Source organism: Paenibacillus sp. GCM10012306 (assembly GCF_042649265.1).
GTDB lineage: Bacteria > Bacillota > Bacilli > Paenibacillales > Paenibacillaceae > Paenibacillus_AQ.
Genome location: NZ_JBHRYW010000011.1, coordinates 88425 through 114789 on the forward strand (window position 1 = coordinate 88425; position 26365 = coordinate 114789).

Here is a 26365-nt window from a genome sequence, read left to right on the forward strand (position 1 = left end):
TGCAGTTATTGCAGGTCTGAAGGGGTTTTTCACTTTCAGCTCTATGTGGTTACGACTCCTGCAGCCCCTTGATAAAATCGCGAAAAGCAGGAGACAGCCAGCGATCTTTCGGATAAACTATACCGTCAATGTAAAAAATGCCGCCCCGAGGACATAAGTCCGGGGCGGCATTTTCTCTTTTTACTATGCTGGGAGGAAAATCTTCACCGCGGTGCCTTGTCCAATCTCGCTCTTGATCGTGATGTGGCCTTTATGCGCGGATACAATCTTTTTCACAATCATCATGCCAAGTCCGTTGCCGTTGAAGCGGGTCGTATGGAAAGGCTCGCCGAGCTTCAGCAGCACCTCCTCACTCATCCCTTCCCCATTGTCTGCAAAAGTAATGGTTTGGAAGCCGTCCTCTACCGCCAGCGTGATCGCGATATCACCGCCGAACGGCAGGGCCTCCATCGCATTTTTCAGAATATTCAAGAACACTTGCTTAATCTGATTGCGGTCACATTCAATCTCAATATCCTGTTGGAAGTCCCTGGTGACGGTAATATTGTTCATGCGAACCTGGATCGCAAATATCCCGAGCATTTCCTGTAGAATGGCGCTGCAGCGTTCATTCTTGAAATGCACCGCCTGCGGTTTACCCAGAATCAGAAACTCGCTGACGATCAGATTCATACGTTCCACTTCGGACATAATGAGATCATAATGTGGTAGCCTACTATCCTTGTTGGACAGTTGAAGCATTCCCTTCACCGTAGTGAGCGGATTCCGAATCTCGTGGGCGATACTCATCGCGAGCTGACCTGCGAATACCAGCTTTTCCGTATTGCGCAGCACCTCTTCCGTCCGTTTCATCTCGGTAATGTTGCGTAGGCTTCCTATCACACGGGACAGCTTCCCAGTGCTATCATAGGCTGGCACAACATCCATCATAAAGTGCTGCACCGATCCGTTCCTCTCCAGGGCCAGCTCCATGCCTGTACACTGGTCATTCAGCATGAGCGTCCGCTCAAAGTAATGACCAATTTCCGTAAGTTCAAATACACTAGAGCCGATAATATCGTAATACCGAGTTTGCTCGATCTCCAACATATTCATGCCATTCTCATTTATATCAGCGATCTTTCCGTGTTCATCCGTAATAATGACGCCTAGATAATTCGTCTCCAGCAGCATCTGATTCAGCAGTTCAAGCTGTTCATTACTCTGGCGCAGCAGCAGCTCCCGCTCAATGGAATCGGCCATTGTGCACAGCAGTGGCAGCAGATGCGGATGAGTTACATCTATATCAGCCATGAACGAAATGGTCCCTAGGATCTGGTTATCCCCTTTATGAAAAGGGGCGGTGCAACACGCCAGGCTATGGAGAATCCGCTGATAATGATCTTGTCCGACCAGTTGGAATGGTCTCTTGTGGTGAAGGCATAGATCTATTGAATTGGTTCCTACATCCTCATTCATCAGCACACCCTCACCTAAGCCGATCTGTCGAACAACGTCGATAATCGTAGGGTCGCCTTGAAAAGCTAGTAGATAGCCTTTATCGTCGGAAATGGCGACGAGAATGGGAGTGCCCGTAATAGAGGAAAGGAATTTATGAACAAAGAAATCGATGACCTCGATGACTTCACGATACTTGCTTAATTGCGACTTTAGTTGCTCGGCAGACAAGCGATTCGCAAAAACGGGTGGCTGTTCAGGGTCTACGCCTCTAAGCTTGCACTGTTGTTTAGAATCCTGAATAATTTGGTTGTCCGTCATTGTTTTCATGGCTACCACCGCTCTTTCCAAGAACATATCCCTCGTTTTATAAATAAGTTTCAATTTTTTAACACTAATTATTTATTCTACTTCATATAACTTAATCCTTCCATTGTTAAAAATTCAGATAGTTCCTTATTGCGAACGAAAACAACCGGTAATCCTCTTGTTTTACAACAAAAAAACTCCGCCCGATTGGGCGGAGCCTGACATTTTGTCTTAATGCTGCTCTTCCTCGAGAAACGGTTTGTTCACGTAATAATACATATAACCCATCAGCACACCACCACCGATTAAATTCCCGAGGGTTACTGGGACCAGGTTATGCAGCACACCGCCCCATGAGATCGTCCCGGGGTGATCAAGCACCAACGCTATCGCAAAGGTACACATATTGGCGATGCTGTGCTCATAGCCGGAGATGAAGAAGCAGAAGACGAACAGCATCATGGCGAACATTTTGGCACCATCATTTTTCATGGACATCGGGACAAAGAACGCCAGACATACCAGCCAGTTACATAGAATTGCCCGGAAAAATAGTTGCAGCGCCGGCGCCTCCATCTTGTGAGCTACCACACTTAGCAGAAATCCGTTAACGTTCGAGTCGTAGAACAATCCCGTCAAATAGATCAGCAGCGCAAAGGCCGTCGCCCCCAGGATGTTGCCAATATAAGTGACAACCCACATCCGGATCACGTCTAACCAGCGCATTTTCCGCCGCAGCGCGGCGTAAGAGTAATAGAAGGTATCGCCCGTGAACAGATCACCGCCTCCGTAGGAGATCAGAATGATCGCGGCCCCGAATGTAATAGCGGCCATAGGATACGTCATCGGTGAATGCTCCATGTAGAAAAAGTTGCCTGTCTTAAACGCCACGATGACACCGAATCCGATAAACATACTGGCTAGCATAGCCCTGGCAATATAGCGCAGTACGCTTTGCCGAAAAATCTTTTGCTTCTTGAGAGCCAGCCGTTCAACCTGTAGCAGCGCTTCGTTCTCCATATGTCCTCCGTTTGGGGGTATTTTTGCAGCCGATATTGGACTGATTATACAACATCTTGGTTAATATACCCAACAAATTTGAAACATTTTCTTAAGACGAAGCCATAGTAGGGCTATTCTTTCTTGTTAGCCTTCTTCTTGCGTCCCCAGCTGTAGAGAATGGTTCCAACGAAGACGATAATAAGAATCGTGAAGAAAACAGCATAAGGCATTTCATACCCGAATACGGCAATCATCATTCTACTGGCGATTATCGCAATCAATAGGAAGGCTGTCTGCTCCAGTTCAGGAAATTTCTCAATCAGCCTCAAGAATACCTGCGCGACCCCACGCATCATCAACACGCCGAGTATCCCCCCCAGGAACAATACCCATACTTGATCACTAAGACCAAATGCGGCAATCACACTGTCAACACTGAAGGCAATATCCATCAATTCTACTAGCAGTACAGTCCTCCAGAAGGAAGCTCCTTTATTCTGCATCTCCTGCTCTTGGCCGACCTTGAACAGACCCTTATACGCGATATAGAAGAGATAGAGTGCGCCCAAAACCTTGACCAGCGTAAACTTGATAAGGACAGTGCCCAGCCCGATTGCCAGAAATCTGAACAGATAGGCACCCACAATCCCGTAGTACAGGGCCTTCTTCTGCTGCTCCTTGGGTAAATGTCGAACCATTACGGCCAGTACCAACGCGTTATCTGCTGAGAGTAGGCCCTCCAGAAGAATCAAGCTACCGATAATTCCCCAGCTTACAGGATCGGAAAGCGCCCCTACAATATCGCCCCAGGAGAAAAAATGTCCATAATTCTCACTAATATTTCTGAAAAAATCATTCAACCCATTCATGCCACATTTGCGCCTCCGGTAAAATCAATTCATGTAATCTCGCAAACATTATTTACGCAAAACCCCGCCGGTAGTTCCAGATAAACGGACATACGACTTGCCGGATTATAAAGATAGAATTAGCCCTTTAGCTTACTTTATCCATAAAAAATACCGCCATGAGCATGATTCATCTCCGGCGGTACTCGTCAAATACGATTAAAATGTCAAATCTCCATCATACGAAGCAATCAATCTGTACAGCTCAGGACGGCGGTCACGGAAAATGCCCCACTCAATCCGCTGAACTTCCAGGGCATCCAAATCAAACTCGCTAACCAAGACTGTCTGCTCGTCACGACCAGCCTCAACAATTTTGTTGCCTTGCGGTCCGGCGATGAAAGAAGAGCCATAGAAGTTAATGCTGGAATCCTCGTCAATCTCTTCGCCAATCCGGTTAGACGCCACGACAGGAATCAGGTTAGACGCAGCATGGCCGCGCATACACATCTGCCAGTGATCTTTGGAATCAATGCTTCCATCCTGAGGTTCCGAACCAATGGCCGTTGGATAGAAGAGAATCTCAGCCCCCATAAGACTCATCACGCGGGCAGCTTCCGGGTACCACTGATCCCAGCAAATGCCGACGCCGATTTTGGCATAACGAGTATTCCAGACCTTGAAGCCGGTATCGCCCGGGTTGAAATAGAATTTCTCTTCATAGCCCGGTCCGTCCGGGATATGACTCTTGCGGTATTTGCCAAGCACTGTACCGTCAGCATCAATCACAGCGAGCGAGTTGTAGCGAGCATAGTTTTTCTTCTCATAGAAGCTGATCGGCAGCACGACCTGCAGTTCTTTTGCTATCTTTTTAAAGTGATTAACAGCCTTGTTCTGCTCAAGCTCAGTCGCGTATGCATAATAGTCCGATTTCTCTTTCTGGCAGAAGTACGGGGTCTCAAACAGTTCCTGCAGCAAAATAATTTGCGCGCCTTGTGCCGCCGCTTCTCTCACCAACGTCTCGGCTTTGCTAATATTCTCATCAATGTTGCCGGAACAGCTCATCTGTGTTGCAGCTACTTTTACATTTCTCACGTATCGGTCCTCCTTGTATATAAAACCAGTCTTATTGGTTCGTCGTTAAAACTTGCTTACTTCACCGCAGGCATCTGCTGTGTAGTACAGTGAACATTTCCGCCTTCGCCGATCACGGCCATGCCGTTCACTGTGCGGATGCGGCGGTCCGGGAATAGCCCAGCCAGCGTCTCAGCAGCCAGTTTATCTGTCTCCGCAGCAGTTCCACCGAATACAGGCAGAATAATACCACCATTCACAAAATAGAAATTCAGGTAGCTCAGGGTCAGACGTCCTTCTTCCCCATCCACGCGAGGCGGCTGCTGAATCTTGACGATCTCCAGCTTCCGGCCTTTCGCATCAGTGGCGTTCTCCAGAATCCGCAAATTCTCTTGCGTAATCTCATAGTTCTCATCCTGCGGATCATCGCAAACCTGAATAATGACCTTGCCCGGTGCCGCAAAGCACGCAATGTTATCGACATGACCGTCGGTCTCATCGCCGCTCAGACCACGCTTCAGCCAGATCACCGACTCTGCGCCGATATAATTACGCAGTTGTTCTTCGATCTCACCGCGTCCCAGCTCTGGGTTCCGGTTCGTATTCAGCAGGCACTCTTCCGTGGTAAGAATCGTCCCTTCTCCATCCGTATGAATGGAGCCGCCTTCCATTACTAGAGGTGCATCATAGCGGGTGACCTTAAGATGCTCCAGAATTTGTGGAGCGACCTCGTCGTCGAGATCCCAAGGAGAATATTTGCCGCCCCAGGCATTGAACTTCCAGTTCACACCTGCGAGTGCGCCTTCTCCGTTCACTACGAACGTAGGGCCATTGTCGCGCAGCCACGCATCATTATGTGCAATCGGCAGCAGGGAAACTCGCGGTCCACCGACCAGGCCCTCCACTGTCTTCAGTTCATCCGGGTTCACGATCACCGTCACCGGCTCGAACTCTGCCATTGCTTTTATAATTTCCGCATACCCTTGGCACACAGACTCATGATTATCGGGAAAACACATGGATGCCTGCACAGGCCAGGAGATAAAGGTGCGCTCATGCTGGCTCCACTCCGGCGGCATCGTATAGTTCAGTTCTTTAGGATACATTTCGTTAGCTACCTCTACAAGTTAAATTTAGAACCGGGATTGCCCCCAAAGTTCCTTACATATCATACAATAATATGCCCCCCGGCTCAATTACCAGAGTGTAAAAGGTGTACTGGTTATTTTTGAGTCTCCAAATGTTTGAAATTATCCTGTAAATCAGAAATACTTCTACAAACAGTGAAAAAAACATGTTTTAGACTCATTTACACTATTGACCGCTGTTCTATTCAGTATGATAATCAAAAGTATATTTATGTAAATTATGGTTTTCAGTGAGAAAGGCGGGGTTGCCTTGAAAGCTGCATCTACAATTTTGACCGAACTTGATTATTATCTGAAAAGTGAAGCCTTGACGCTAGCCCAATTCGCGGAACGTAGCGGCTTGCATTCTGGGACCCTCAGTAATATCATTCACGGTCGTCGCCCGATTGCTATGCAGCAACTTGACCGGATTACTTCGGCAATAGGGCGGACAGAAGGTTTCTTCTATGATCTGTATATCCAGGAATACGTCATTGAGGGGGCAGCCGATTGGAGACGCATCGGACCACTGCTACAGCGATGTGCGGAGTTGGACAAGCTAGACGAAATCAAACGCGTCGTACAGCATGTTATGGACAACCTAATGTATTCACCTTTGCTATTCGAATCCGCGGAATCATTATTTACGCAAGGCTACCGTGATGCAGCTGGGATTCTCTATGATAGTGTAGCAGAAGGGGAAAAGCTGCAGCATTCCGAAAGACTCGCCCTATGTCAGTACAGACTATTTGCCATTCGTTTGGGCGAAGACCAGGATGAGAACCTGCGTGCAGCCAATCAATTCGAGCCCTTTGTCGAGAGGCTGGATGAGGCCGATCAGCTGGATGCCTTAAAGCATTTGGCGGATATATACGGGTCTTTAGATCGTTTGGACAAGGTAGAACAATTAGCTGAATTATTAGAAAACAAAGCAAAAATCCAATTCAAATATTGGAGAAGAGATCAAGCGAAGAAAAAATCAACCCGCCCATATGTTTTTTACATATTATATGCGTATTTATCAAGATCAGCAGTTGCTGACGAACGTGGAGAGTATGAAAAGGCCCTTTACTACACATCTTTATACTCAAATCTAGACTGGATTAAGCCCCCTCTAAGTGAAGAAGAAAAACTGGTCTTGGATCAATTTAAAGAATGGGCAACGGCTAACACCTACGTATACCGACTGATGAGTGGTCAAGTTGAAATTTTAGATGAATACGTAAGCTATATATCAACACGAGATGAAGAAATTTTCACAGCTTTATACAAGATTACACAAGCAGCCAACCACTTCAATTTAAATATCGATGGTATTCTAGAGCAGTTTAAAAGTCATCTGGTATATAACATACCGCAAAGCCAATTAGGGAAATTCAATCACCAACTAACGGATGATAGATACACCCGCTTCCTTATAGAGCTAGCCACATATTATCTGGGAAAAAAAGAAACAGAGGTTGGCTTTAATCACTTAATTAATGGTCTAGAATTTTCCGTGAGGAACAGAAGCAGTGTTAACATTGTAAGATGCGTTGGTTTGTTTGAAAAATATCGAAAATCAGCACCAATTTATCAACTAGAAACATATTCAAGCTTAATTAGTCAAATACATGAAACAGAAGAAAAAGTTCTTTCATTGCTGTAGTCACCTAGTAAAATGTTGATCTATTGATAATCGAAATTAATGATTATTTCCTAAAGTCATTTAACCCACAGTTTGGAATAAGCTTCAAACTAACATATAGAATCATTTTTTTGATCCTCTAGAGGTGTGACGAAAGGGGGCGAGAAATGGGAAATGAACAAGATTTACAGGATGGACAAAGGAAAGATGCAATGCGAAATAAAACAGAACCACTTTTTCACAGTAATAGAGGACTCAAAATAATTTAATTAGCGAGGTGTAGCATAAATGAAGAAGAAGATATCTTTATTCATAGCTTCTGTAATTATACTGATTGTTCTTACTCCTCAAGTACAAGCATACAGCACTGATTTAGGTCTTGAGCAATTAATCTTTAAGCCTATGACCCATGGTTGGGGCGGTTAGAATCGAGAATACGATCTTCGTATCAAGTTGAAGAAAATGGGAAGTACTGAATGCGATATTAGATATAATATAAAGAGGCATTCTTAGGTGCAAACCTTGAATGCCTCTTTTTTATTTATCCTTGTCGTATCTCCAATTTCCTATTTTTTGACAGACAATCCTATAATGTTACATATAGGAGGGATGTACCATGCATTTTAACCATCCTGCGATCTTGCATGAAGTCGAAAAAGCCCGTGAGAATCTATACCAAACACAGCAGCGATACGGATTCTTAACACATCCTAAGGTCATAGAGCAGTCCATGATCCTGGACGAACTGTTGAATCAATATCAACGCAAGCTGATGGTTAACTAGTCATGTCAACATTTAATTCACGGACAAGCTCTAGGTCTGGAGGATATCATGCTTTTTCCTATTCTTGAGGCTATGACCACTGAACAGATACTCGATCTGATCCTAATACTGGGCGTGAATCTGGGAGCCATGTTATGGGTAATAAGAAAAGCCAAGCACGGCAACCACGCCGATTCTTGCAGCCCAGAACAGAAGGAACCATCTGAGTGCAGAGCACATCAGCAAGATGGACTTTAGCGAGGTAACGTTACGCGTGTTACATAGATCCTTAAATCTATTCCACACACTTCGGAATACCCACTGACAACATATCCTTACAGCTTGATTCCCTTAATCGTATCTCCTTCGAAATCCTTTACCCGGAATTCTCCCTTATCAAGAATTCCGTAGGAATTCGGATAATTTTCTTTGGGCAGCGAGATAGAGCCTGGATTCAGTACATAGATCCCCTCTTTAATATCCGCCACCGGAACATGCGTGTGTCCCTGAATAAAGATATCCCCCGGAGAAAGTGCGGGCAGTTGGTCTATGCTGAAGCCATGACCATGTGTCGCGTAGATTCGTCTGCCCTCATGCAGAATCAGAACATAATCCCCCATCATCGGAAATTCCAGCAGCATCTGATCCACTTCGGCGTCACAATTGCCGCGAACGGCTGTGATTTTCTCCTTGTAGGCATTCAGCCTGCTAGCAACACCCTGCGGATCATAACCCTCCGGCAGCGGATTCCGTGGTCCATGGTACATAAAGTCACCTAGCAAGACAAGCTGATCCGGCTGTTCTTCGGCTACTTTTTCCAACGTCCGTTCCAGCCAGTATAAAGATCCATGAATATCGGAAATAAACATCACTTTCATCACAATCCAACCCTTCTATCTCGTTATTTCAGAGGTACTTCCATTGTAGGTCAGCCCTTGATTTTGTTCAAATCAGATCCATAAAAAATGAAAATGTCCGCTAAACACACCACATAATGCAGTAACATAATGCAACAACACAAGGCAGTAACGCAAAGCAACAACGCAAAGCGGACGCCTATGTAGGCGTCCTGCTCTATCTATACTATTCCCTATCGTACCTTAGGGCAAATTAGAGGCTCCCATTAAAAAACGATCTACCTCACGGGCAGCCTGTCGCCCTTCATTAATGGCCCATACTACAAGACTCTGTCCGCGGCGCATATCGCCTGCGGTGAATACACCTTCCACGTTTGTTGCCTGGGGGCCGAACTCCGCGGCGACATTGGAGCGCTCGTCACGCGCTATCCCAAGCTGATCCAGCACCGTGTTCTCCGGTCCAGTGAAGCCCAGAGCCAACAGCACAAGCTGTGCCTGTAGCACTTCATCGCTGCCTAGCACTTCCACCGGCACGAGCCGGCCCTGCTCGTTGGATTGCCATTCAATCCGCACGGTGTGCAGTTCCTGCACATGTCCACCATCATCGCCGATGAATCGTTTGGTTGAGACGAGATAGCGGCGCGGGTCCTCGTCGTACAGTGCAGCTGCTTCTTCCTGGCCATAATCGACCTTGAGCACTTTCGGCCATTCCGGCCAAGGGTTGCCAGGCTGCCGCGATAACGGTGCCTGCGGCATAATCTCCAGCTGGACCACACTGCGACAGCCGTGCCGGATCGAGGTTGCCACACAGTCGGTGCCGGTATCGCCACCTCCGATGACGACAACATCTTTGCCTGCCGCGGATAGATACTCGCCGTCTGTAAGCCCGGAATCCAGCAGGCTCTTCTTGTTCAGCGTCAGGAACTCCATCGCTTGATGGATGCCGGACAGATCACGTCCTTCCACCGGCAGATCACGGGCGACTGTGGAACCACCGCAGAGAACCACGGCGTCATGTTCCTCCCGAACTTGCTCTGCAGGGATGTCCTTGCCGATCTCCGTCCCGGTCACGAAGCTAACGCCTTCCGCCGTCAGCAAATCCACACGCCGCTGTACCGTCTGTTTATCCAGCTTCATGTTGGGGATACCATAGGTCAGCAATCCGCCAATGCGGTCAGCCCGCTCGTATACTGTTACCGTGTGTCCCGCTTTATTAAGCTGGGCTGCACAGGCCAGACCCGCCGGTCCCGAACCGACCACAGCCACCTTCTTGCCTGTCCGCACCAGTGGCGGCTCCGGCACGATCCACCCTTCAGCAAAGCCCCTGTCTACAATTGCCTTCTCAATCGACTTGATCGTTACTGGCTTACCGTTCATACCAACGGTACAGGAGCCTTCGCACGGAGATGGACAGACCCGGCCGGTGAACTCAGGAAAGTTATTGGTCTTGTGCAGCCGCTTCAGCGCTACCTCCCAGTTCCCACGATAGACAAGGTCATTCCACTCCGGGATCAGATTATGGAGCGGACAGCCGGAAGCCATACCCGACAGCAGGCGGCCCACATGACAGAATGGGGTACCACAATCCATGCATCGAGCTCCCTGCTCTTGCAGCTTCTCTTCATCCATTTTGATAGAGAATTCATTCCAGTTCTTAATTCGTTCCAGCGGCGCACATTCTGCCGGCGTCTGCCGCGCATACTCCATAAATCCGGTTGCTTTGCCCATAACAGTCATCCTCCGAGTCTTATTAAATGCCGCCGTGAAAAGACATGGCGGTGTCCCTTGCGCTGATTCGGCTTCCAGGAGAGTTCACATGCTGCAGCCGACTAGAAATATACCACTGTAAAGCAGCAAAGCGAGAAGTGATCTAGAGGCCTCAAATCCCGGCTGCTACTGCTTGTAAAGTAAAACAGGGGAATAAGTGAGACCATATTAACACTGCGATGCCTTGTCGAAAATGAGCAATATCACCTTTTACGCAGAACGACATAATCAAATTAACGTTATCGTAACCGTCGGATGAATCAGTCACATTTTAGATTCATGGAACTTAGAATCGCATACAAAAGCAGGCAGTGCCCACAACTGAGCCTGCCTGCTTTTATAAAAAAAATGAATTTACAAACCGATGGCTGGATTAAGATCGACCTTTACTCTTGAAGATATTATAAGCCCCACTGAACATACCGAATAAGATACCGGTAATCGGGAATACAATCCAATTGATCTGCCATTGCTGGAAAACCAGACCGCTGACCAGAAAAATACAGGTCGCAAGCGGCCAAATAATCGCAGCCACGCCTCCGATAACCCGGTTCTCTTCTTTCTTGGCCTTCGAATAGTCGCCGATTTGCAGCAAGACGCTAAAGCTATCCTTGATATTCCCATAATAGACGAAGAGGAACACAGCTACAGCAATGATCTCCAGCATCGCTACAACGCCTAATAAAGTCGCCGCTTCGCTGAATGCCGAGCCCACAAAGATCGCAGTCGGTGAGACGACACATAGACATACACCCATGATCAGGGACAAGGTGTAGGTAGAGGAAAAGGATTCCTGTTTCTGTTGAATATAAGCCTTCAGGTGGTAGGGTAGGGCGAAATCAGATCCCAAATATTTGTATTTCTCCAGCTTCATACCGCTATAAATGAACATAGCAATGGCTGGAACGATGAACAGAAACATTGCAATCAGCCCAACCATACTGGCGGTATCCTCTGAAAAGAGTCCACCCAGAATCCCCGTCTCAACGGAAGTGCTGATAAAAATCAACAGTGCCACGCCAGTCAGAACCAGGGCTACACCGATGCCGATCAGTAGACCTGCTCTTCTTTTGGCTGCCATAAAGCCTTCAACTTCATCATCTGCCAGCATAGGGAGTGCTTCTTCCTCCACCTCTGGCATAATACCCAGTTCACTGGTCAGCTCATCAATATTGCCGAACTCCGAAATTACGATCCCTACGGCTTCATTCTCCGACTTCCCGTCCATCTTCAACTCGTGATACTTTTCTTCCATGCTGGCCAGCAAATCCTGCTTCAGCTTCAGCATTTGACCACTTTTGGGCAGGGTAGCGAACATGTTGTTCAAATAGCTGATGATCGTATCCATGGACCTCACAGCTCCTTAATAAATTTATTAACGACCTCTTGAGTAACTTGCCATTCCACACATTTCTCGCGGTAATAGGCCAGGCCGGCCGGGGTAATCCGGTAATAGGTGCGCCGCTTGCCGAACGTCTCATCCTTGTAAAAGGACACGATATATCCGTTCTTCTCCAGCCGGGTGAAGGCAGAATACAGCGTGGTCTCTTTCATAATGTATTTCTCCTCCGATAGCGTTCTGATCTTCTTGGATATCTCGTAGCCATAAGATTCGCCGTCCATCAGCATATAGAGGATGAGGGTATCGTTGTATCCCCGGATCACGTCACTACTGATCAATAGTCTGCCTCCTTTACTGCATCTGTCGTACTTCACCTGTCGTAGTAATAATTGTAGCATAATTACTACGACAGGTGAAGTATAATTACTTAAATTTGTGCCCAAAAAAAAGAAAGGGGCGCTCTACTGCCATCCGGCCTGGCAGAACGCCCCTTCCAAGGGTGGATATTAACTTTTGCAACGATGTCTATTCTCTATTTGATTTTGTCCTCAGGCCTGCTGCACGACAAGCACAACCATGCCGATTCCAGCGGTGACCAGTCGGTTCCCCGCAAGCTTGCTTACAAGATCGCCGCCAAACAGCACTTCCCACTTGCCCAAATCAGGCAAGGTGCAGGCAACTCCTTCAGGGAGGCTATTATAAATGACGTATAAGTGCTCTTCCGCATCCCCTCCCGCATGGTCTCGCAGAGTGTATGCCACCGCCCCGGAGGGTGTTTTCTCGAACACGAGGTGACTACGGATATCCTCTGCGCTCCGCAGCCGGAAGGCCGGATGGTCCCTGCGCAGAGCTATGAGCTGCTTCATATAAGCGACATCCTCCTGGCGGTCTGCACAGCGTTCCCAGTCCATCCGGTTAACTTCTACCGGGGATTTGTAGCTGTTCTCTATACCGTCCTTGGTGCGCATAAATTCCTGCCCAGCATGGATGAAGGCTATCCCTTGGCTCGTCAGCACCATAGCTGAAGCCAGCCTGTGCATGGCCCCTCGCTGTTCGTCACTGACGCCCTCTGTGGACAGCACGATTTTATCCCACAGTGTATGATTGTCATGACACTCCATAAAATTCACACACTGCAGCGGTTCGTCAGCAAATTGCCCAATATCCTGGCTGTAGACAATCCCTCCGGTGATGCCCGTCTTCACCGCCTGTTCCAGCCCGGACTTCCCGCTAATAAAACCCGGTTGATCGTACAGAAAGATATTCCCTTTGACCGCATCCCGAAAGCCGTCGTTGAAGTGCCCGATACCCGGGAGCACATCAGCATTGTTCTGATTGGCCAACTGGTCCATAGGCAGTTCTGTATCCATGACCCAGCCTTCGCCGATGGTCAGGATCGACGGATCCAGTTCATCCAGACGACGGCGAATGTCTGCCATCGTTCCCACATCGATCAGGCCCATCAAGTCGAACCGGAAGCCGTCGATGTGATACTCCTTGGCCCAATAGAGGACAGAATCAACGATAAAACGAGACATCATCGCCCGCTCGGTTGCCGTATCATTGCCGCATCCGCTGCCGTTGGACAGACTGCCATCCGGCTTGTAGCGCAGATAGTATCCCGGAACCAATTTCGTGAAATTTATACGATATCCGTCGTAGACATGGTTATACACAACATCCATGATCACCCGTAGGCCGCGGTCATGCAGGGTCTGAATCATCTGTTTCAGCTCGGTAATCCGGAGGCCCGGAACATAGGGATCTGTTGCATAGGAGCCTTCGGGAGTGTTGTAGTTCTTGGGATCATATCCCCAATTATAATGAGGCTGGTCCAGCTTGGTCTCGTCTACACTTTCGGTGGCAAAATCATAGAAAGGCAGCAACTGGACATGGGTCACACCGAGATCAACAATATGATCAAGTCCGGTAAGAATCCCGCCCGGACCGCGCGTGCCCGCCTCGGCAAGGCCTAGATATTGCCCCTTATGGTCAATGCCGCTGGCCGGGTGAATGGACAAATCCCGCAGGTGCAGCTCATAAATGACCGCATCGATGCCATGATTTAGCGGCGGTTTGTCCTCAGTCCACCGCTCCGGATCTGTGTCCCTTAAATCTATAATGGCGCCCTTGTCGCCATTCACGCCCACAGCCCGTGCATAGGGATCAACTGCCTCATTCCAGCGTCCACCGATTAGAACGCGGTAGGTATAGAATTTGCCTGCGAGATCATCTTCAACAGCGACCGTCCAGGTTCCCCTACGATCACGGGCCATGGGTAAGCGACGGCCTGGGGCCTCGTCTTTCCATGATTCGTACAGGACCAGCTCCGCCTCCTGCGAAGTTGGAGCCCATAGCCGAAACAGCGAGCGATCCGGCGCATACGTGAATCCCAAGTCATCTCCATCGTAACTGAATAGATCGTCAAAGCCTTGCTCAAAGACAGAGATCCCGCCAGTGACTCCCGGATCGCCGTAATGAATAGGTTCTTCCCTTTCTCTTTGTACCGCCAAAGCAACGCTCCCCTTTACCCTGTAATAACTGGATATTATAATCTGATTATGAACGGAGTGCAAACGTTTGAACTGATTTTATTCATAATCGCAGCTATTGTCGCTGGTCCGCAGCGGAAGCCAGACAAGAACACGCCTGGCTTCCGCTATTAGTGGCTCTATTTTTCAACTTGCACGAAGTGAATTCATGACTTATAAGGATATCTTTTCCCGGTGCTCACGCAATATCCGCTCTACCTCTGAAGAAAGGAACGGCTTGCTGATAAAATCCTGCATTCCCACTGCCTTGCACCGCTCGCGGTCTTCCGGTCCGGCAAAAGCAGTCACAGCCACAATGTAAGGACGGCGCTCTGCTGGAGCCCTGTCCATAATGAGGGCTGCTGCCGTAAAACCGCTCATAACCGGCATTTGCACATCCATAAAGACAAGGTCATACGACTGCTGCATAACTGCGGCCACCGCCTGTTCCCCGTTCTCGACGAGATCGGCGCTGTATCCTCTTTTTTCAAGCATCGCCAGGAGCAGTTTCTGGTTCACCGGATGATCCTCAGCAACTAGAATTGACAACGGCCCATACTTGGGCCCGGTTAATGTAGATTCCCCCGGGAGCCATCCAAACCCCTTAGCTTCCTCCGACTGTCCAACACCTGCCTCTGATGCTGCCTTCGTAGCCACTTCTTCCCCGAAAGATTCCACCCAATGCCCTGTATCCATTAACATTATTCCGTTGTCATGACTATGCGTTCCATCATCAATGGTATTAAGCGGCAGGGTAAAATAGAAATTCGATCCTTCCCCCTCAGTACTCTCCACACCGATCGCTCCGCCCATCAGTTCCACCAGCTTCTTGCAGATTGCCAGCCCAAGCCCGGTTCCGCCGTACTTGCGGTTAACCGACGGATGAAGCTGGGAGAAGGACTGAAACAATTGGTTCTGTTTGAACGTTGGAATACCGATGCCCGTATCTCTGACATTAAACTTCAAGAGCAGCGTGGGGCTACTGCTGGGGCTCGCCTCTCTCTCCACATGCATTACAACCCGACCCGCTTCAGTGAACTTAACCGCATTGCTGACCAGATTCACCAGCACCTGCCGCAGCCGGGCTGCGTCTCCACGAATCACCGCCGGGATATCAGCGTCGATTTGACAGGACAGAACGATGCTTTTCTCCAGAGCCTTGGCTGTGAACAGTTCCGTTACGCTGTCCATAACGCTATGGAGGTATACCGGCTCATCGACGAGGCTCATCTTGCCCGCCTCTATTTTGCTAAAATCAAGGATTTCATTCAGAATGGACAGCAGGGATTCACTGCTCTGGCTGATGATGTCGGTATATCCACGCTGTTCCTCACTAAGCTCAGTTTCTGACAACAAATCGGTCATACCCATAATTCCATTCATCGGGGTACGTAGCTCATGACTAATGATAGCCAGAAACTCCGATTTGGCCTGATCGGCCTTTTCAGCGGATTCCTTGGCCCGGATAATCTCCTTCTCATCCGTAATATCCCGAAACACCAGCACGGCTCCAATACGCTCTCCCTGGTCGAACAACGGTGTCACCTGATACTCTGCCAAAAAGCTGGAGCCATCTCTGCGCCATAAGACTGCATCCTTGCTGTCATGGGATATGCCGGACCGAATGGCCTGCATTAACGGTGACTCCTGCGGACCAAAGTTCATCCCGTCGTACTCACTCTGCTGGATATGCTTCAGGTAGGCACGGCCAATGATTTCATTCTGCTGAAAATCGAGCATAGCCGCTCCTACTGGGTTGATGAACGTAACTCTTCCCTCGGGATCAAGACGAAGAATGCCCTCGGACAAGGCATTCAGGATCAACGTATGTTCATTACTCAGCTTCTCAATCTGCTCGGTATGGTGTATGCGTTCCGTAATATCCCGTCCCACCGAAATGATCTCCACAATATTTCCGCTCTTATCATAGATGAACCGACTGTTCGACTCCACCCAGACATAGCTCCCATTCTTGCGGCGGAAACGGTAGGTGATGACCGAAAGAATGCCGGTGCTCAGGCTTCTCTCCATATAGCCTTTAATCATGTCCAGCTCATCAGGATGAACATAATCATACGCACTCGTACCCGTCATTTCTTCTGGCTCATATCCCAACAGTGTGCGGCTGGCCGGAGAGCAGTACAGGAAGGTGATATCCTTGACTGCATGCCTTGAGATTAAATCCTTGGAATTCTCGGACAACAACCGAAAATGGTATTCGCTCTCCCGCAGCTGTTCTTCTATCTTCAGCCGATCGCTGATATCCTGCATCATCCCTATTAATTGAACCGGCTTGCCACCCGGTCCCATGATGACATCCCACTGGACATGCACCCCAACGACACGGTCATTCGGCAGCAGCAAACGATAAGAGGCCTCTCCTGACCCTCCCTGTGCGATAGCTCTCTGACCCGTCTCAATCACAAAAGTCTGGTCCTCAGGATGCACAAATTGTTTGAAATCGTCATAATACATAGTTTCATTATCCATTGGGTAGGGCAGCATCCGTTGCAATTCGTCCGATAACTTCACCCGGCCGCTGGGCAGCTCCCAAATCCATGAACCGATACGAGCCACTCTCTGGGCTGTCGCCAGCGCTTCCTCATTCTTCTTGCGCTGAGTCACGTTACGCCCGATGCCTAGAATATAAGTGCTCTCATTATTCTCGTCCCGTCTCACCTTAAAGGCTGTCTCAATCCACTCATAATGACCATCCTTGTGTCGCACACGGCGGGCAACCGCATCGCTCTCCAGAAATTTGCCGTACCGACTAATCTCTTCAGCATCATCAGGATGGTAATAATCCAGCCGGTTCGTACCAATCATCTCCTCCGGACGGTAACCGAGGAGCGGATAGCAAGAAGGGGACACGAAGGAAAGCGTTCCATCGGGCAAGGTCAGCGAGATTAGATTCTGGTCATCTTTGATAAATAAATTGTACAGATCGCTGCTGTCCACCGTCAGCTGATCGGCGATTTTACGGTCTGTGATATCCTGGGCATACACAATCAGACTTGAAGGTGCTTGTCCATTCTCCGTGCGAGCGAACGTCAGAGAGAGCCAAATATATCTCCCTTTGCCGGTAAGAAAACGCAGTTCCTTCTCCAACACACCATCAGCAGAGGCCTTAAGACCGTCCATGATTCCCTGGAATGACAAAAGGGAGCTGTCTCCATCCTTCTTATTCTCTTTAAAGAAATCCAAAGTGTGGAGCTTCGTCTCATGATAACCCAGCAGCCTGCATAGAGCTGGATTGACCTTCAGGCAGCCATTTCCTTCAGGTGCAAGGATAGCCATTCCTACAGGGGACCTCATGAATGCCTGATTCAGAATATTGCGGTCTTCTGCCAAAAAGTGATCCATCAATGGCCCTCCTCCCTCACGAGTCTGATCCAGCGACTCTCTCTCATTCTATAACCCAGTATACGTTAATGAAGGCAGAGAAAGGAATCGGGAGTCTGCACCTGAAACAAGAAAAAGAGAGAATAATTTCAATTGAAATTATTGACTTTTATAGGTTGTGAAAACTACAATGAGATCAATATATTATTCGTGACCTGTTACGACGGAAGCACCCGTAACGAAGGCTTATTGCCTTTGCTACGGGTGCTTTTTTGCGTCCAACAGGGAACCATTAAAGGAGGATAACAACCCAATGAACATCAAAGCAATATTCACGCTGGTTCTCACACTTTTGCTGTTACCACTGACCCCCATTACAGCCTTTGGGGCGCCTGCTATTGAATTCACCCCTTCGGTGAAGGCTGCCTTTGATTTGACAACCGCCACAACCGAGGGCGCAGTCAAAAACAAGCTGAACGGCCTATATGGCGAGCTGTCTGTTCTGAAGCTGCAGGATGACAATCGCGAGAGCAATATCCGGTCCCTGCATTACAATAATGAGCAGTCTCTGACAGCCATACGCCAGCAAATCAAGGAGATTGATCTCACAGCAGTGACCCGATTGGAGGGGGAGACTGCTAAGCTCAAGCAGCGCTACCAACCTTTGTTCGACCAGTACACTGCGCTTAACAACAGGATCGACCTGGCGAAGAAGTTGAAGGATAAAGATCTTAATGCGATTCTGCGAACCCAAGCTGATGCCATGAAGATTACAGTTCAGATCGCCCGTCAGGACATCCGCAACAAAGAAACTCAACTGCGTGCTGCCAAGGACGCTCGTAGCAAGAAGACCACGGCGGTCCGCAAGACCCTAAGCGGGATCGATAGCCCGCAGTCGACGATTAAGGCGCAAAAAAGCGTCGTCTCCGCATTAAACAAGCGGCTAACAGCAGACTGGAGCGATTTCAAGGCCGCCATCCGCAAGCAGAACGCCAGCCTGACTTCACAGTCCCTGTCCTCCATGGCCTCCCAATACCGGCAGCTTGCCGAAGCCAAACAGAAAATCATCGAGTCGGAACAGAAAGTAGCTGCCGTCATTGCTACCGCCAAGACCCAGCTTGCATCCTAAACGGGCAGCTAGAATCAAGTTTATTTCTTAGTCGTCTTTGCCTTGTTGTGAGCACGGCGATACGACATCACCTTACGGTACATTTTTTTATCTTTAAGCTGGTTGAAAATATAGGGATCGGGATTGGTATTCACCTCAATAATCCATGGTGTCATTTTGCGATCAAGACCGACATCCACACCAACCTGCTTAAATCCGGGATATTTCTTATGATAGAATCGCCCGGTATCCCGTCCTAGCTTCTCCAGCCTTCTTATGACATCTACCTGCTGAGCCGCGCCTAGATGCGGGGCCAGCAGTGTCTCAATCGCGGTTGGCTTGCCACCACTGTGATAGTTCGTAACAATCTTGCCTTTTTGGGCCACCCGGCCAATCAGCCCCGTTGTCTCCCATTTCCCCTTCGGGCTGAGCTGGACCATGACCCGCAGATCAAAACGCTTTCCCTTATGCTTTAGCAGTTCGATCCCTTTCTGGATCAAATAACTGCGTCCGCCGGTTGCTTTCTTGAGCGAAAGGTGGAAGGCATCGAAGGATCCGAAGGTACGGATGGTCGTCCCACTCTGGTACTTATAGGTTGTTCCACCCGAACCCCGCTTCTGTTCCACCCTCATGACACCCTTGCCATAAGTACCGTTGACCGGCTTCACATAGACCATGTCGTACTTATGCAGCATGCTCTGCAGGTTTGCTTTGGTAAATCTTTGTGTATCCGGAACCAGCGGCGAAATCTCTGGACTTCGCAGCAACACTTTGGTTTTGATCCATTTGCTCATCAATCCTGTTCTATGCTTCGTTCCCAAGTCAGCCCACTCCCCTGTTCTAAGTCAGAATCATTCGCTCAGACATGATCGCCCTTGTATTGTATGCGGGCATTTTACTGTTCGAATGGGGTAAACGCCTTCTCTCTACTCAATCTGTATCTTTAGCCCAACGGGTTGCATATGGTAAAAGAGCGAGAGGAAGTGAGGACAGGAGGGATGGGACTATGCACATTTGTATCATCGCGCCGGAACAGTTTCCGGTGCCTGGGGGCGGATCGGTGGAAATCTGTATCTGGGCCATAGCCAAGAGACTGGCGGTGAAGCACAAAGTTACCATTGTCAGCCGCAGCATGCCACAGCTACCGGTTACCGAAGAACTGGCCAGTGTCGAGATCGTGCGGTTGCCAGCCGGGAGTCCAGCTAGATACCGCACCTCGGTTCTGAACTATCTTGAAGGCAAACACTTCGATATAGTTCAGGTAGATAACCGCCCGTATCTGCTGGCTGCCGTGAAGCAGAAGCACCCCCGAACGCCTGCTGTGCTCTTCCTCCATTCCCTGACCTTTGTGCCGGCCTCGAACAAGACAGCCTCCCGACTGGCGCGGGCCGATCTCATCGTGGCCAACAGCGCCTCCCTGCAGCGGCGGCTAGCCCGGCGGTTCCCGCGCATAAGACAGAGCATTCGTGTCGTCCCGCTAGGCGCGGACTTGTCTCGATTCGCCCCCGTGTCACAGCCGGAGCGGCTGCGACTGCGGAGGCTCCACAGATTACCTCCGGCCTTCACCGTATTGTTCGTCGGCCGGATCATTCCGCGCAAGGGTGTGCCGGTACTGATCCGGGCAGTCGCCCTCCTGAACCGGCACACCCGCACGCATCTGGTCGTCGCCGGCGGAGGCAAGCCGGCGTACATCCGGCGGCTGAGAGGGCTCGCCCGCCGACTGGGTGTGCCGGTCACCTTTCCCGGCAGTGTCCCCCACGAAGACATCCACGGCTTATACCAGGCCGCGGATGCCTTCGTCTGTCCTTCCCAGCGCCATGAATCCTTCGGCCTGGTGAACGTAGAGGCCATGGCCTCCGGACTACCGGTCGTCGCCTCCAAGAATGGCGGTATCCGGGAAATCATCGTTCCCGGACATAACGGTTATCTTGTAGAGCGCTATACGCAGGCGCTGCCCTTCGCCAGATATTTGCTGCGGCTGGCGCGCAATCCCGCATTAGCCGCCCGAATCGGGGCACAGGGGCGCAGCGATGCGCTGCAGACCTTTGAGTGGCAGCACACCGCGGAGCGGCTAGAGGTGCTGTATCAAAGCCTTTGCAGCGAGGAGTAAGCTATCTGCACATAGAAGCATGCCGACAGTCAGAGGGAGGCTTCATGTTAGCCGCGAACGGCTGAGGCCGAGGGTACCCCGATCGGTATTCCTTGTCGCCAGATGACCGCTCCAATTGCTGGCGAGTGGGTATTGGCTTGCTCCGATAAAGCAAAAAAGCAGCGAAGCCCTCCGGGGGGCATTAAGCCACCTCCGGATTGCATTCACTGCTCCGCTTCTTTCAATTATTCAAGACTTGGGTCAGATCAATTGGATTACGGTAAGAACCAATCCGACAACAAAGCCGCATAATGCCCCGTTGACCCGAATCCACTGAAGATCCTTGCCCACCTTCTCTTCCAGCATATTCACTAGGCTGGCATCGTCCATGCTGTCCAGATTCTCCTTCACCAGCAGACCAATCCGGTAATGGTTGGCCTCTACAAAGGCAATCAGGGAATCGCGGACACGCGTTTCCCAGCTCAGAATCCACTGCTGCTCTCCGCGGATACGGCGGGCGAGCATGGCATACAGTGCGAACAGCTTGCGCCCACCTGTCGCCTGCTCTTCTTCCAGCAGCGCCACAGCCTTGCTGCGCAGCAGCTCAAGTTGAGCCACCAGGAAGCCGTTGGCCGCTGGGCCTTCCACCTGTTCAACCGCCCAAGACTTCAAGGAGGTCAGACGCTTCTCGTCACCTATAAGCTGGAACAATCCCGTACGAATCTCACGGATAACTTCTTCGCGGTAAGGGCTGTCCTCTTCCTGGAAATCCCGTATCCCGGAGATTAACATGCCCTGCAGCATATCGCCGAGCATCTCTTCATCAACGAATCCGACAAAAGCTTGAAAGGCCATGCCCTTGAAGCCGCCCAGCTTGACTTCAGCCAGCTTCTGGCTGGCGAGCTTGCCCAGCATCAGCTTGGTCTCCGGACGCGCGGTCCACGAGGACACGCCCTGCAGCGCAAAGTCGAGTGCGGCCACATCCTTGTTGTCCTTCATCAACTTACTCAAGACAACATCGGCTGCAGTGCCAAGATCAGCCTGACTGAGGTAGCTGGAGACCGCCTTTTGCAGATACGGAACGGCCTTCTCGGCAGGCACCTTCAGCAGGATACTCTTCAATTGCTCCAGCATTTCCTGGCGGGCCTTCTTCCGGCTGAACACCCTGGTCAACAAGCGAGAAGCGATTGTGATAAAGCCGAACTTCCGCAGCTTGTCCTCGATACTCTTCTTATTGAGCAGTTCATTCTCCATCGCGTGGATCAGTGACTGGATGATTTTATCCCGGTTCTTAAGCAGCAGGGAGGTATGGGGAATCTTCAGCCCCATGGGATGGCGGAACAATGCTGTCACTGCGAACCAGTCCGCAATTCCCCCTACCAATCCGGCTTCAAAGCCGCCTCTCAGCAGAATAACAGCCAGGTTCTCCGGCAGAAATAACGTAATCAGAAAGCCGATCGCCATAACGACGAGTGATATTGTAGCTAAATGTCTAGATCTCATAAGGGTCCTCCTTGGGTACAACAGCATAGGCAACCTGCCAGATACCTTGCAGGCTAAAGACCGCCAGCTCAAGCCGCAGGACGGCAAGGGACTGGCGACCTTGTCCGGCCTATCAGTTCACTATCCATTATTGTACCACGATTGGCCCCCATTCTGTACATGTTAGTGTCTATTTGATGAAAATGGAATTTACGTTTTCAGGAAACTAGTGATAAAATATCATTGACACTTTCATCGCCCTTTACAGGGACTACTAACGTTAAAGGAGAGCCAGAATATGCTGATTGCTTTGGATATGGACGGCACCCTGTTGAACGATAACGGCAATATCAGTCCGGGGAACCGCGAAGCTATTGTACAGGCTCAAAATCATGGGGCTATTGTCATTATTGCTACAGGACGTTCGTATATGGATGCAGAAAAGCAGCTCCGGCTGGCCGAGCTGGAATTACCGGTGGTGAGTCTCAACGGCGCTGTAGTCACGCTACAGGACCGAACGCTTGCTGCCAGCAAGCCGCTGCATAAAGAAGATGTGATCCCGGCGCTGCGCTGGATGAGCGAGATCCCTGACTTATATTATGAGGTCTACACAGAAGACAACGTCTACGTAGAGCTGAACAAACGCGTACACTTGGAGAAGCTGTCCACACAAGGCGGTGACGAACTCCCAGAAGAAATGCAATTACTGCTGAAAAGCGTTATCGATCAACAGTTCCGTCAGGCAGCCGTAACCTATGTAGAGAGCATGGAGGAGGTCTGGAGCAAAGAAGAGAGTGTTATTTATAAAACGCTAGCCTTCTCGCTTAACCGCGAGCTGCTGAAAGAGGCTTCTACGAGATTTGCTTCCATTCCTGGCCTGATCATCACTTCTTCCCATGTCAATAATATCGAAATCAACCATAAAGAGGCCAACAAGGGTTCAGGCCTGGCCATTTTGGCCGCCCATTACGGTATTCCGATGGAGCAAACCGTAGTCATGGGCGACAGCTATAACGATCTGCCAATGTTCGAGGCTGCCGGCTACCGTATTGCCATGGCAAATGCCGCACCGCTTCTCAAGGAGAACTGTGACTACATCACAACGACCAACCATGAAGATGGCGTGGCTGCAGGAATTCGGCATGTGATAAATAAAAAATAACGACGCAGCACCAGCATTCGTTACAGAACCTCTTCTACACGATAGGACCGGGCATTCACGCCCGGTCCTTTTTTCCCTCTCGCTTCTTCATTACCCCATACCCTTTCACCTGACGGGCTAAGATTGCTCCGCCCCACTGTTCCAACTGCGAGCTAAACTTACATAATCAGCTTCTTCCGGTCGTCCACCCGTCTCAATCTGAATCAGAATGAGCGAAGTCACCGCCTTGATCGCATGCCCCGCCCCTGCGGGAACCTGCACAATGTCACCAGTGGATAAAGCATGCTCCGCTCCATCCAGTCTATATTTTCCTGTGCCTTCTATTACTGTCCACACTTCAGATATCCTGTGGTGGAGATGATACTCGGTATGCTTGCCAGGATGGATCTGCAGCTTTCGGGTTATGGTCACAGGTCCATCTTCACTGGAGCCATCGTCCAGAATGACAGAGGTTCCCCAGCGCGTCTCCTCGTATCTGGGCACAGAATAACTGCTCCCGAGCGCCGTCTTGATCTCATTAGCCCGGTTCTTGTCCGCAACGAGAATGCCGTCCGGGCTAGCCGCTACAATGGCGCCAGTCAGGCCAATAACATGTACCGGCAGGGACAGCTCATTGACCAGATACGTCTGGTGCGCATCAGGAGAAACGCTACCTTTACCAGTAACCTGGTGTTCCAGATGGGCTGATAAGCTATCCCAGCTCCCCAGATCACTCCAGTTACCGCTGTACGGGATCACTACCGTGTGGCGCGAATGCTCCAGCACTTCGCGGTCGAAGCTCTCCTGAGGGAGCCCGTCGTAGCTCTTCAGCAGCTGGTCATATGCTAGTGGGATTCCCCGTTCAGACAGACTATTCAAGAGAAAAGACAATGAACAGGCGAAGACGCCACAGTTCCACAGCGCTTGCTGCGCAATCAGTGTTCGCGCCGTGGCCGAATCAGGCTTTTCGACGAAGCGGTCTACATGATAATAGCCCTCGCCCGGGCTTCCTGTCTGCGGAACTATATATCCGAACTCCTCGGAGGGAAACCTCGGCACACTCCCGATCAGCGCAATCTCTGCCGCCCCATCTCTAAGCACATCCGGAAAGCTCTGCAGGAGCTGAAAAAAAGACGGCGCAGCATAAGCATCCGCCGGCAGAACTACCACCGTCTCCTGCGGGCTGGCGCCTAGCACGGAATAGAAATAGCTGGCCGCCAGAGCAACGGCGGTAAAGGTGCCCCGCTTCTGCGGCTCGCCAAGCACGGGAATGCCCTCCCCCACATGACTAACGGTAATATCAACCTGCGACGCGTGCGTTACAATACAGCTGGATGCCAGCAGCCCGGCCCGGTCCAGCTCTCTGCACATCCGCTGCAGCATGGATTCCATAACGCCTGTGTCAGAACGCAACAGCTTCAGAAACACCTTAGACCTGATCTCATTGGAGAGCGGCCACAGCCGCTTGCCAGAGCCTCCGGACAGGAGAACGATCCGCACATTGACGCCCCCTTATCTCTGATGTCAGGCAGCCGTCACCTTCAATCAGTGGCGACTGGCCTGCGATGATCGGGAATACCCTTTGCGTTTATGAAAGGACAAGGATCTATAACTCTTGCCCAGCATCGCCTTCTCCGTCTGGGAGACCTCGCCAGCGTTACGGTGCAGACTCTTGTTGCGTGCCTTACGAATCAGCATCCCGCCAGGGCTATTCTGGTACACGTAATTGCCGTAGGTCTCGAATTCCGAAAAAGCAAACTGCTTACTCCGATTCATACTGCGGAGGATAGCCGAATACCAGGGCACGCCGTGCCGGGCTTCGATCTCCTTCTTCATCCGGGAAAGCTTGCTCCGCTCAAAGAGCATATAATGAGTGACGAGCGAAGACGGTGCGCTGGCCTTGCGTCCCATAAGTTTTTTGTACGTGACAAAATACTGCGGCTGGCTCCAGCTTCGGCTGAAAAACACGGTTCGACCGTTCTGACGAAACCGATGCGGGGCAATCAGCACCGTATCAGCATCGATGACCAGAAAGTAATCGGCCTTACAGAGCTTGTCGCCGCCCAGCTTCAGCAGCTGCTGAAACAGCCAGCCAGAACGTTCCCAAGTACGTGAGCGGTAATGTATGTCTTTTTTCGTAATAGGGAGCACTGTATTCTCATCTATAAAAGTACAGCTGTGCTCCCGGCAAAAATGCAGCAGGCGCTCCTTTCGCGGGGCAACAATGAGGATTCGGCCAATGGGGTGCTTAACATGGGTTCTAACAGCTTTCACCACATGTGGTAAGGTCGCCAGATCCTTTTCAATGGCAGGAATCAGCACATCAATCTTGGCCGCTTGTGAGATCCCTGCTTTATTTGGCAGTGACATACGTTCATCTCCAGATTTATCATTTTACTTTTAGGATATGAACGACAGTGGAGGAACGAATGGGCCCCGGCAAAAAGAAGGCTTCTTTCCCAATACAGACTTCAAAGAGGGCAGTCCTCTCTAATTACCAATAAACTCCATATTAAGTG

At 50.0% G+C, this 26365-nt stretch carries 22 protein-coding genes; 6 read left to right on the plus strand and 16 right to left on the minus strand.

The window, feature by feature from the left end:
* Positions 1–183: 183 nt before the first annotated feature.
* From ACFORK_RS21895 to ACFORK_RS21915, 5 genes are all read right to left on the minus strand, one after another.
* Positions 184–1767 carry an ATP-binding protein gene (locus tag ACFORK_RS21895; protein WP_379202985.1) on the minus strand — a complete coding sequence of 528 codons (1584 nt, stop codon included), beginning with the start codon at positions 1765–1767 and terminating at the stop codon, positions 184–186.
* Positions 1768–1977: 210 nt separating this feature from the next.
* A complete protein-coding gene (locus ACFORK_RS21900) occupies positions 1978–2766 on the minus strand; it encodes a formate/nitrite transporter family protein (RefSeq protein ID WP_379202987.1) in 789 nt (262 codons plus the stop codon).
* 113 nt (positions 2767–2879) lie between these two features.
* On the minus strand, positions 2880–3617 hold the full coding sequence (locus ACFORK_RS21905; RefSeq protein WP_379202989.1) for a TerC family protein: 738 nt from the start codon (positions 3615–3617) through the stop codon (positions 2880–2882).
* 198 nt (positions 3618–3815) lie between these two features.
* Positions 3816–4691 carry an N-carbamoylputrescine amidase gene (aguB, locus tag ACFORK_RS21910; RefSeq protein ID WP_379202991.1) on the minus strand — a complete coding sequence of 292 codons (876 nt, stop codon included), beginning with the start codon at positions 4689–4691 and terminating at the stop codon, positions 3816–3818.
* Between the two features lie 56 nt (positions 4692–4747).
* Positions 4748–5776, minus strand: a complete 1029-nt coding sequence (locus ACFORK_RS21915; protein WP_379202993.1) for an agmatine deiminase family protein — start codon at positions 5774–5776, stop codon at positions 4748–4750.
* Between the two features lie 292 nt (positions 5777–6068).
* Between ACFORK_RS21915 and ACFORK_RS21920 the strand changes: the two genes are divergently transcribed.
* The 3 genes from ACFORK_RS21920 (at position 6069) to ACFORK_RS21930 (ending at position 8208) form a co-directional block, all read left to right on the plus strand.
* Positions 6069–7445, plus strand: coding sequence for a helix-turn-helix domain-containing protein (locus ACFORK_RS21920; protein ID WP_379202995.1), 1377 nt, complete (start codon positions 6069–6071; stop codon positions 7443–7445).
* A gap of 267 nt (positions 7446–7712) precedes the next feature.
* Positions 7713–7850, plus strand: coding sequence for a hypothetical protein (locus ACFORK_RS21925; RefSeq protein ID WP_379202997.1), 138 nt, complete (start codon positions 7713–7715; stop codon positions 7848–7850).
* Between the two features lie 190 nt (positions 7851–8040).
* Positions 8041–8208, plus strand: coding sequence for an aspartyl-phosphate phosphatase Spo0E family protein (locus ACFORK_RS21930; RefSeq protein ID WP_379202999.1), 168 nt, complete (start codon positions 8041–8043; stop codon positions 8206–8208).
* A 314-nt stretch (positions 8209–8522) separates the two neighbouring features.
* Here the strand turns inward: ACFORK_RS21930 and yfcE are convergent, their stop codons facing one another.
* The 6 genes from yfcE to ACFORK_RS21960 all read right to left on the minus strand — a co-directional run bounded on the left by yfcE (position 8523) and on the right by ACFORK_RS21960 (position 18047).
* Positions 8523–9065: a phosphodiesterase gene (yfcE, locus tag ACFORK_RS21935; protein ID WP_379203194.1), complete on the minus strand. Its 543-nt coding sequence runs from the start codon at positions 9063–9065 to the stop codon at positions 8523–8525.
* 222 nt (positions 9066–9287) lie between these two features.
* Entirely contained in the window at positions 9288–10772 is a 1485-nt protein-coding gene (locus tag ACFORK_RS21940) for a glutamate synthase subunit beta (protein WP_379203001.1), read from the minus strand.
* A 412-nt stretch (positions 10773–11184) separates the two neighbouring features.
* Positions 11185–12159: a permease prefix domain 1-containing protein gene (locus ACFORK_RS21945; protein WP_379203003.1), complete on the minus strand. Its 975-nt coding sequence runs from the start codon at positions 12157–12159 to the stop codon at positions 11185–11187.
* Between the two features lie 5 nt (positions 12160–12164).
* Positions 12165–12491, minus strand: a complete 327-nt coding sequence (locus ACFORK_RS21950) for a PadR family transcriptional regulator (protein ID WP_379203005.1) — start codon at positions 12489–12491, stop codon at positions 12165–12167.
* 210 nt (positions 12492–12701) lie between these two features.
* On the minus strand, positions 12702–14666 hold the full coding sequence (gene pulA / locus ACFORK_RS21955) for a type I pullulanase (protein WP_379203007.1): 1965 nt from the start codon (positions 14664–14666) through the stop codon (positions 12702–12704).
* A gap of 192 nt (positions 14667–14858) precedes the next feature.
* Entirely contained in the window at positions 14859–18047 is a 3189-nt protein-coding gene (locus tag ACFORK_RS21960; protein WP_379203009.1) for a PAS domain S-box protein, read from the minus strand.
* A gap of 292 nt (positions 18048–18339) precedes the next feature.
* On the opposite strand from ACFORK_RS21960, the gene ACFORK_RS21965 reads away from it, so the two are divergent.
* Positions 18340–19155, plus strand: coding sequence for a hypothetical protein (locus ACFORK_RS21965; protein ID WP_379203011.1), 816 nt, complete (start codon positions 18340–18342; stop codon positions 19153–19155).
* A gap of 20 nt (positions 19156–19175) precedes the next feature.
* Here the strand turns inward: ACFORK_RS21965 and ACFORK_RS21970 are convergent, their stop codons facing one another.
* Positions 19176–19928 (minus strand): YheC/YheD family protein, encoded by a 753-nt coding sequence (locus ACFORK_RS21970; RefSeq protein ID WP_379203013.1) that lies wholly within the window; start codon positions 19926–19928, stop codon positions 19176–19178.
* 212 nt (positions 19929–20140) lie between these two features.
* On the opposite strand from ACFORK_RS21970, the gene ACFORK_RS21975 reads away from it, so the two are divergent.
* Positions 20141–21244 carry a glycosyltransferase family 4 protein gene (locus ACFORK_RS21975; protein WP_379203016.1) on the plus strand — a complete coding sequence of 368 codons (1104 nt, stop codon included), beginning with the start codon at positions 20141–20143 and terminating at the stop codon, positions 21242–21244.
* Positions 21245–21291: 47 nt separating this feature from the next.
* Here the strand turns inward: ACFORK_RS21975 and ACFORK_RS21980 are convergent, their stop codons facing one another.
* Both ACFORK_RS21980 and ACFORK_RS21985 read right to left on the minus strand, forming a co-directional pair.
* Positions 21292–21426 (minus strand): hypothetical protein, encoded by a 135-nt coding sequence (locus tag ACFORK_RS21980; RefSeq protein ID WP_379203018.1) that lies wholly within the window; start codon positions 21424–21426, stop codon positions 21292–21294.
* Between the two features lie 58 nt (positions 21427–21484).
* The gene (locus tag ACFORK_RS21985) at positions 21485–22726 is read right to left on the minus strand and encodes a DUF445 domain-containing protein (protein ID WP_379203020.1); all 1242 of its coding nucleotides are present in this window, start codon (positions 22724–22726) and stop codon (positions 21485–21487) included.
* A 277-nt stretch (positions 22727–23003) separates the two neighbouring features.
* Between ACFORK_RS21985 and ACFORK_RS21990 the strand changes: the two genes are divergently transcribed.
* Positions 23004–23867, plus strand: coding sequence for a Cof-type HAD-IIB family hydrolase (locus ACFORK_RS21990; protein ID WP_379203022.1), 864 nt, complete (start codon positions 23004–23006; stop codon positions 23865–23867).
* 117 nt (positions 23868–23984) lie between these two features.
* Here the strand turns inward: ACFORK_RS21990 and ACFORK_RS21995 are convergent, their stop codons facing one another.
* The gene (locus ACFORK_RS21995) at positions 23985–25346 is read right to left on the minus strand and encodes a sugar phosphate nucleotidyltransferase (RefSeq protein WP_379203024.1); all 1362 of its coding nucleotides are present in this window, start codon (positions 25344–25346) and stop codon (positions 23985–23987) included.
* Between the two features lie 45 nt (positions 25347–25391).
* Complete coding sequence (locus ACFORK_RS22000) at positions 25392–26216, minus strand: DUF6492 family protein (RefSeq protein WP_379203026.1); 825 nt, start codon at positions 26214–26216, stop codon at positions 25392–25394.
* Between the last annotated feature and the right edge of the window lie 149 nt (positions 26217–26365).

Bases quoted from the DNA above. Each gene is read 5' to 3' on its own strand.
- ACFORK_RS21895 (WP_379202985.1), bottom strand. From the start codon at position 1,767: ATGAAAACAATGACGGACAACCAAATTATTCAGGATTCTAAACAACAG.
- ACFORK_RS21900 (WP_379202987.1), bottom strand. From the start codon at position 2,766: ATGGAGAACGAAGCGCTGCTACAGGTTGAACGGCTGGCTCTCAAGAAG.
- ACFORK_RS21905 (WP_379202989.1), bottom strand. From the start codon at position 3,617: ATGAATGGGTTGAATGATTTTTTCAGAAATATTAGTGAGAATTATGGA.
- ACFORK_RS21915 (WP_379202993.1), bottom strand. From the start codon at position 5,776: ATGTATCCTAAAGAACTGAACTATACGATGCCGCCGGAGTGGAGCCAG.
- ACFORK_RS21925 (WP_379202997.1), top strand. From the start codon at position 7,713: ATGAAGAAGAAGATATCTTTATTCATAGCTTCTGTAATTATACTGATT.
- ACFORK_RS21930 (WP_379202999.1), top strand. From the start codon at position 8,041: ATGCATTTTAACCATCCTGCGATCTTGCATGAAGTCGAAAAAGCCCGT.
- yfcE (WP_379203194.1), bottom strand. From the start codon at position 9,065: ATGAAAGTGATGTTTATTTCCGATATTCATGGATCTTTATACTGGCTG.
- ACFORK_RS21940 (WP_379203001.1), bottom strand. From the start codon at position 10,772: ATGGGCAAAGCAACCGGATTTATGGAGTATGCGCGGCAGACGCCGGCA.
- ACFORK_RS21945 (WP_379203003.1), bottom strand. From the start codon at position 12,159: ATGGATACGATCATCAGCTATTTGAACAACATGTTCGCTACCCTGCCC.
- ACFORK_RS21960 (WP_379203009.1), bottom strand. From the start codon at position 18,047: ATGGATCACTTTTTGGCAGAAGACCGCAATATTCTGAATCAGGCATTC.
- ACFORK_RS21965 (WP_379203011.1), top strand. From the start codon at position 18,340: ATGAACATCAAAGCAATATTCACGCTGGTTCTCACACTTTTGCTGTTA.
- ACFORK_RS21970 (WP_379203013.1), bottom strand. From the start codon at position 19,928: ATGAGCAAATGGATCAAAACCAAAGTGTTGCTGCGAAGTCCAGAGATT.
- ACFORK_RS21975 (WP_379203016.1), top strand. From the start codon at position 20,141: ATGCACATTTGTATCATCGCGCCGGAACAGTTTCCGGTGCCTGGGGGC.
- ACFORK_RS21980 (WP_379203018.1), bottom strand. From the start codon at position 21,426: ATGCCCCCCGGAGGGCTTCGCTGCTTTTTTGCTTTATCGGAGCAAGCC.
- ACFORK_RS21985 (WP_379203020.1), bottom strand. From the start codon at position 22,726: ATGAGATCTAGACATTTAGCTACAATATCACTCGTCGTTATGGCGATC.
- ACFORK_RS21990 (WP_379203022.1), top strand. From the start codon at position 23,004: ATGCTGATTGCTTTGGATATGGACGGCACCCTGTTGAACGATAACGGC.
- ACFORK_RS22000 (WP_379203026.1), bottom strand. From the start codon at position 26,216: ATGTCACTGCCAAATAAAGCAGGGATCTCACAAGCGGCCAAGATTGAT.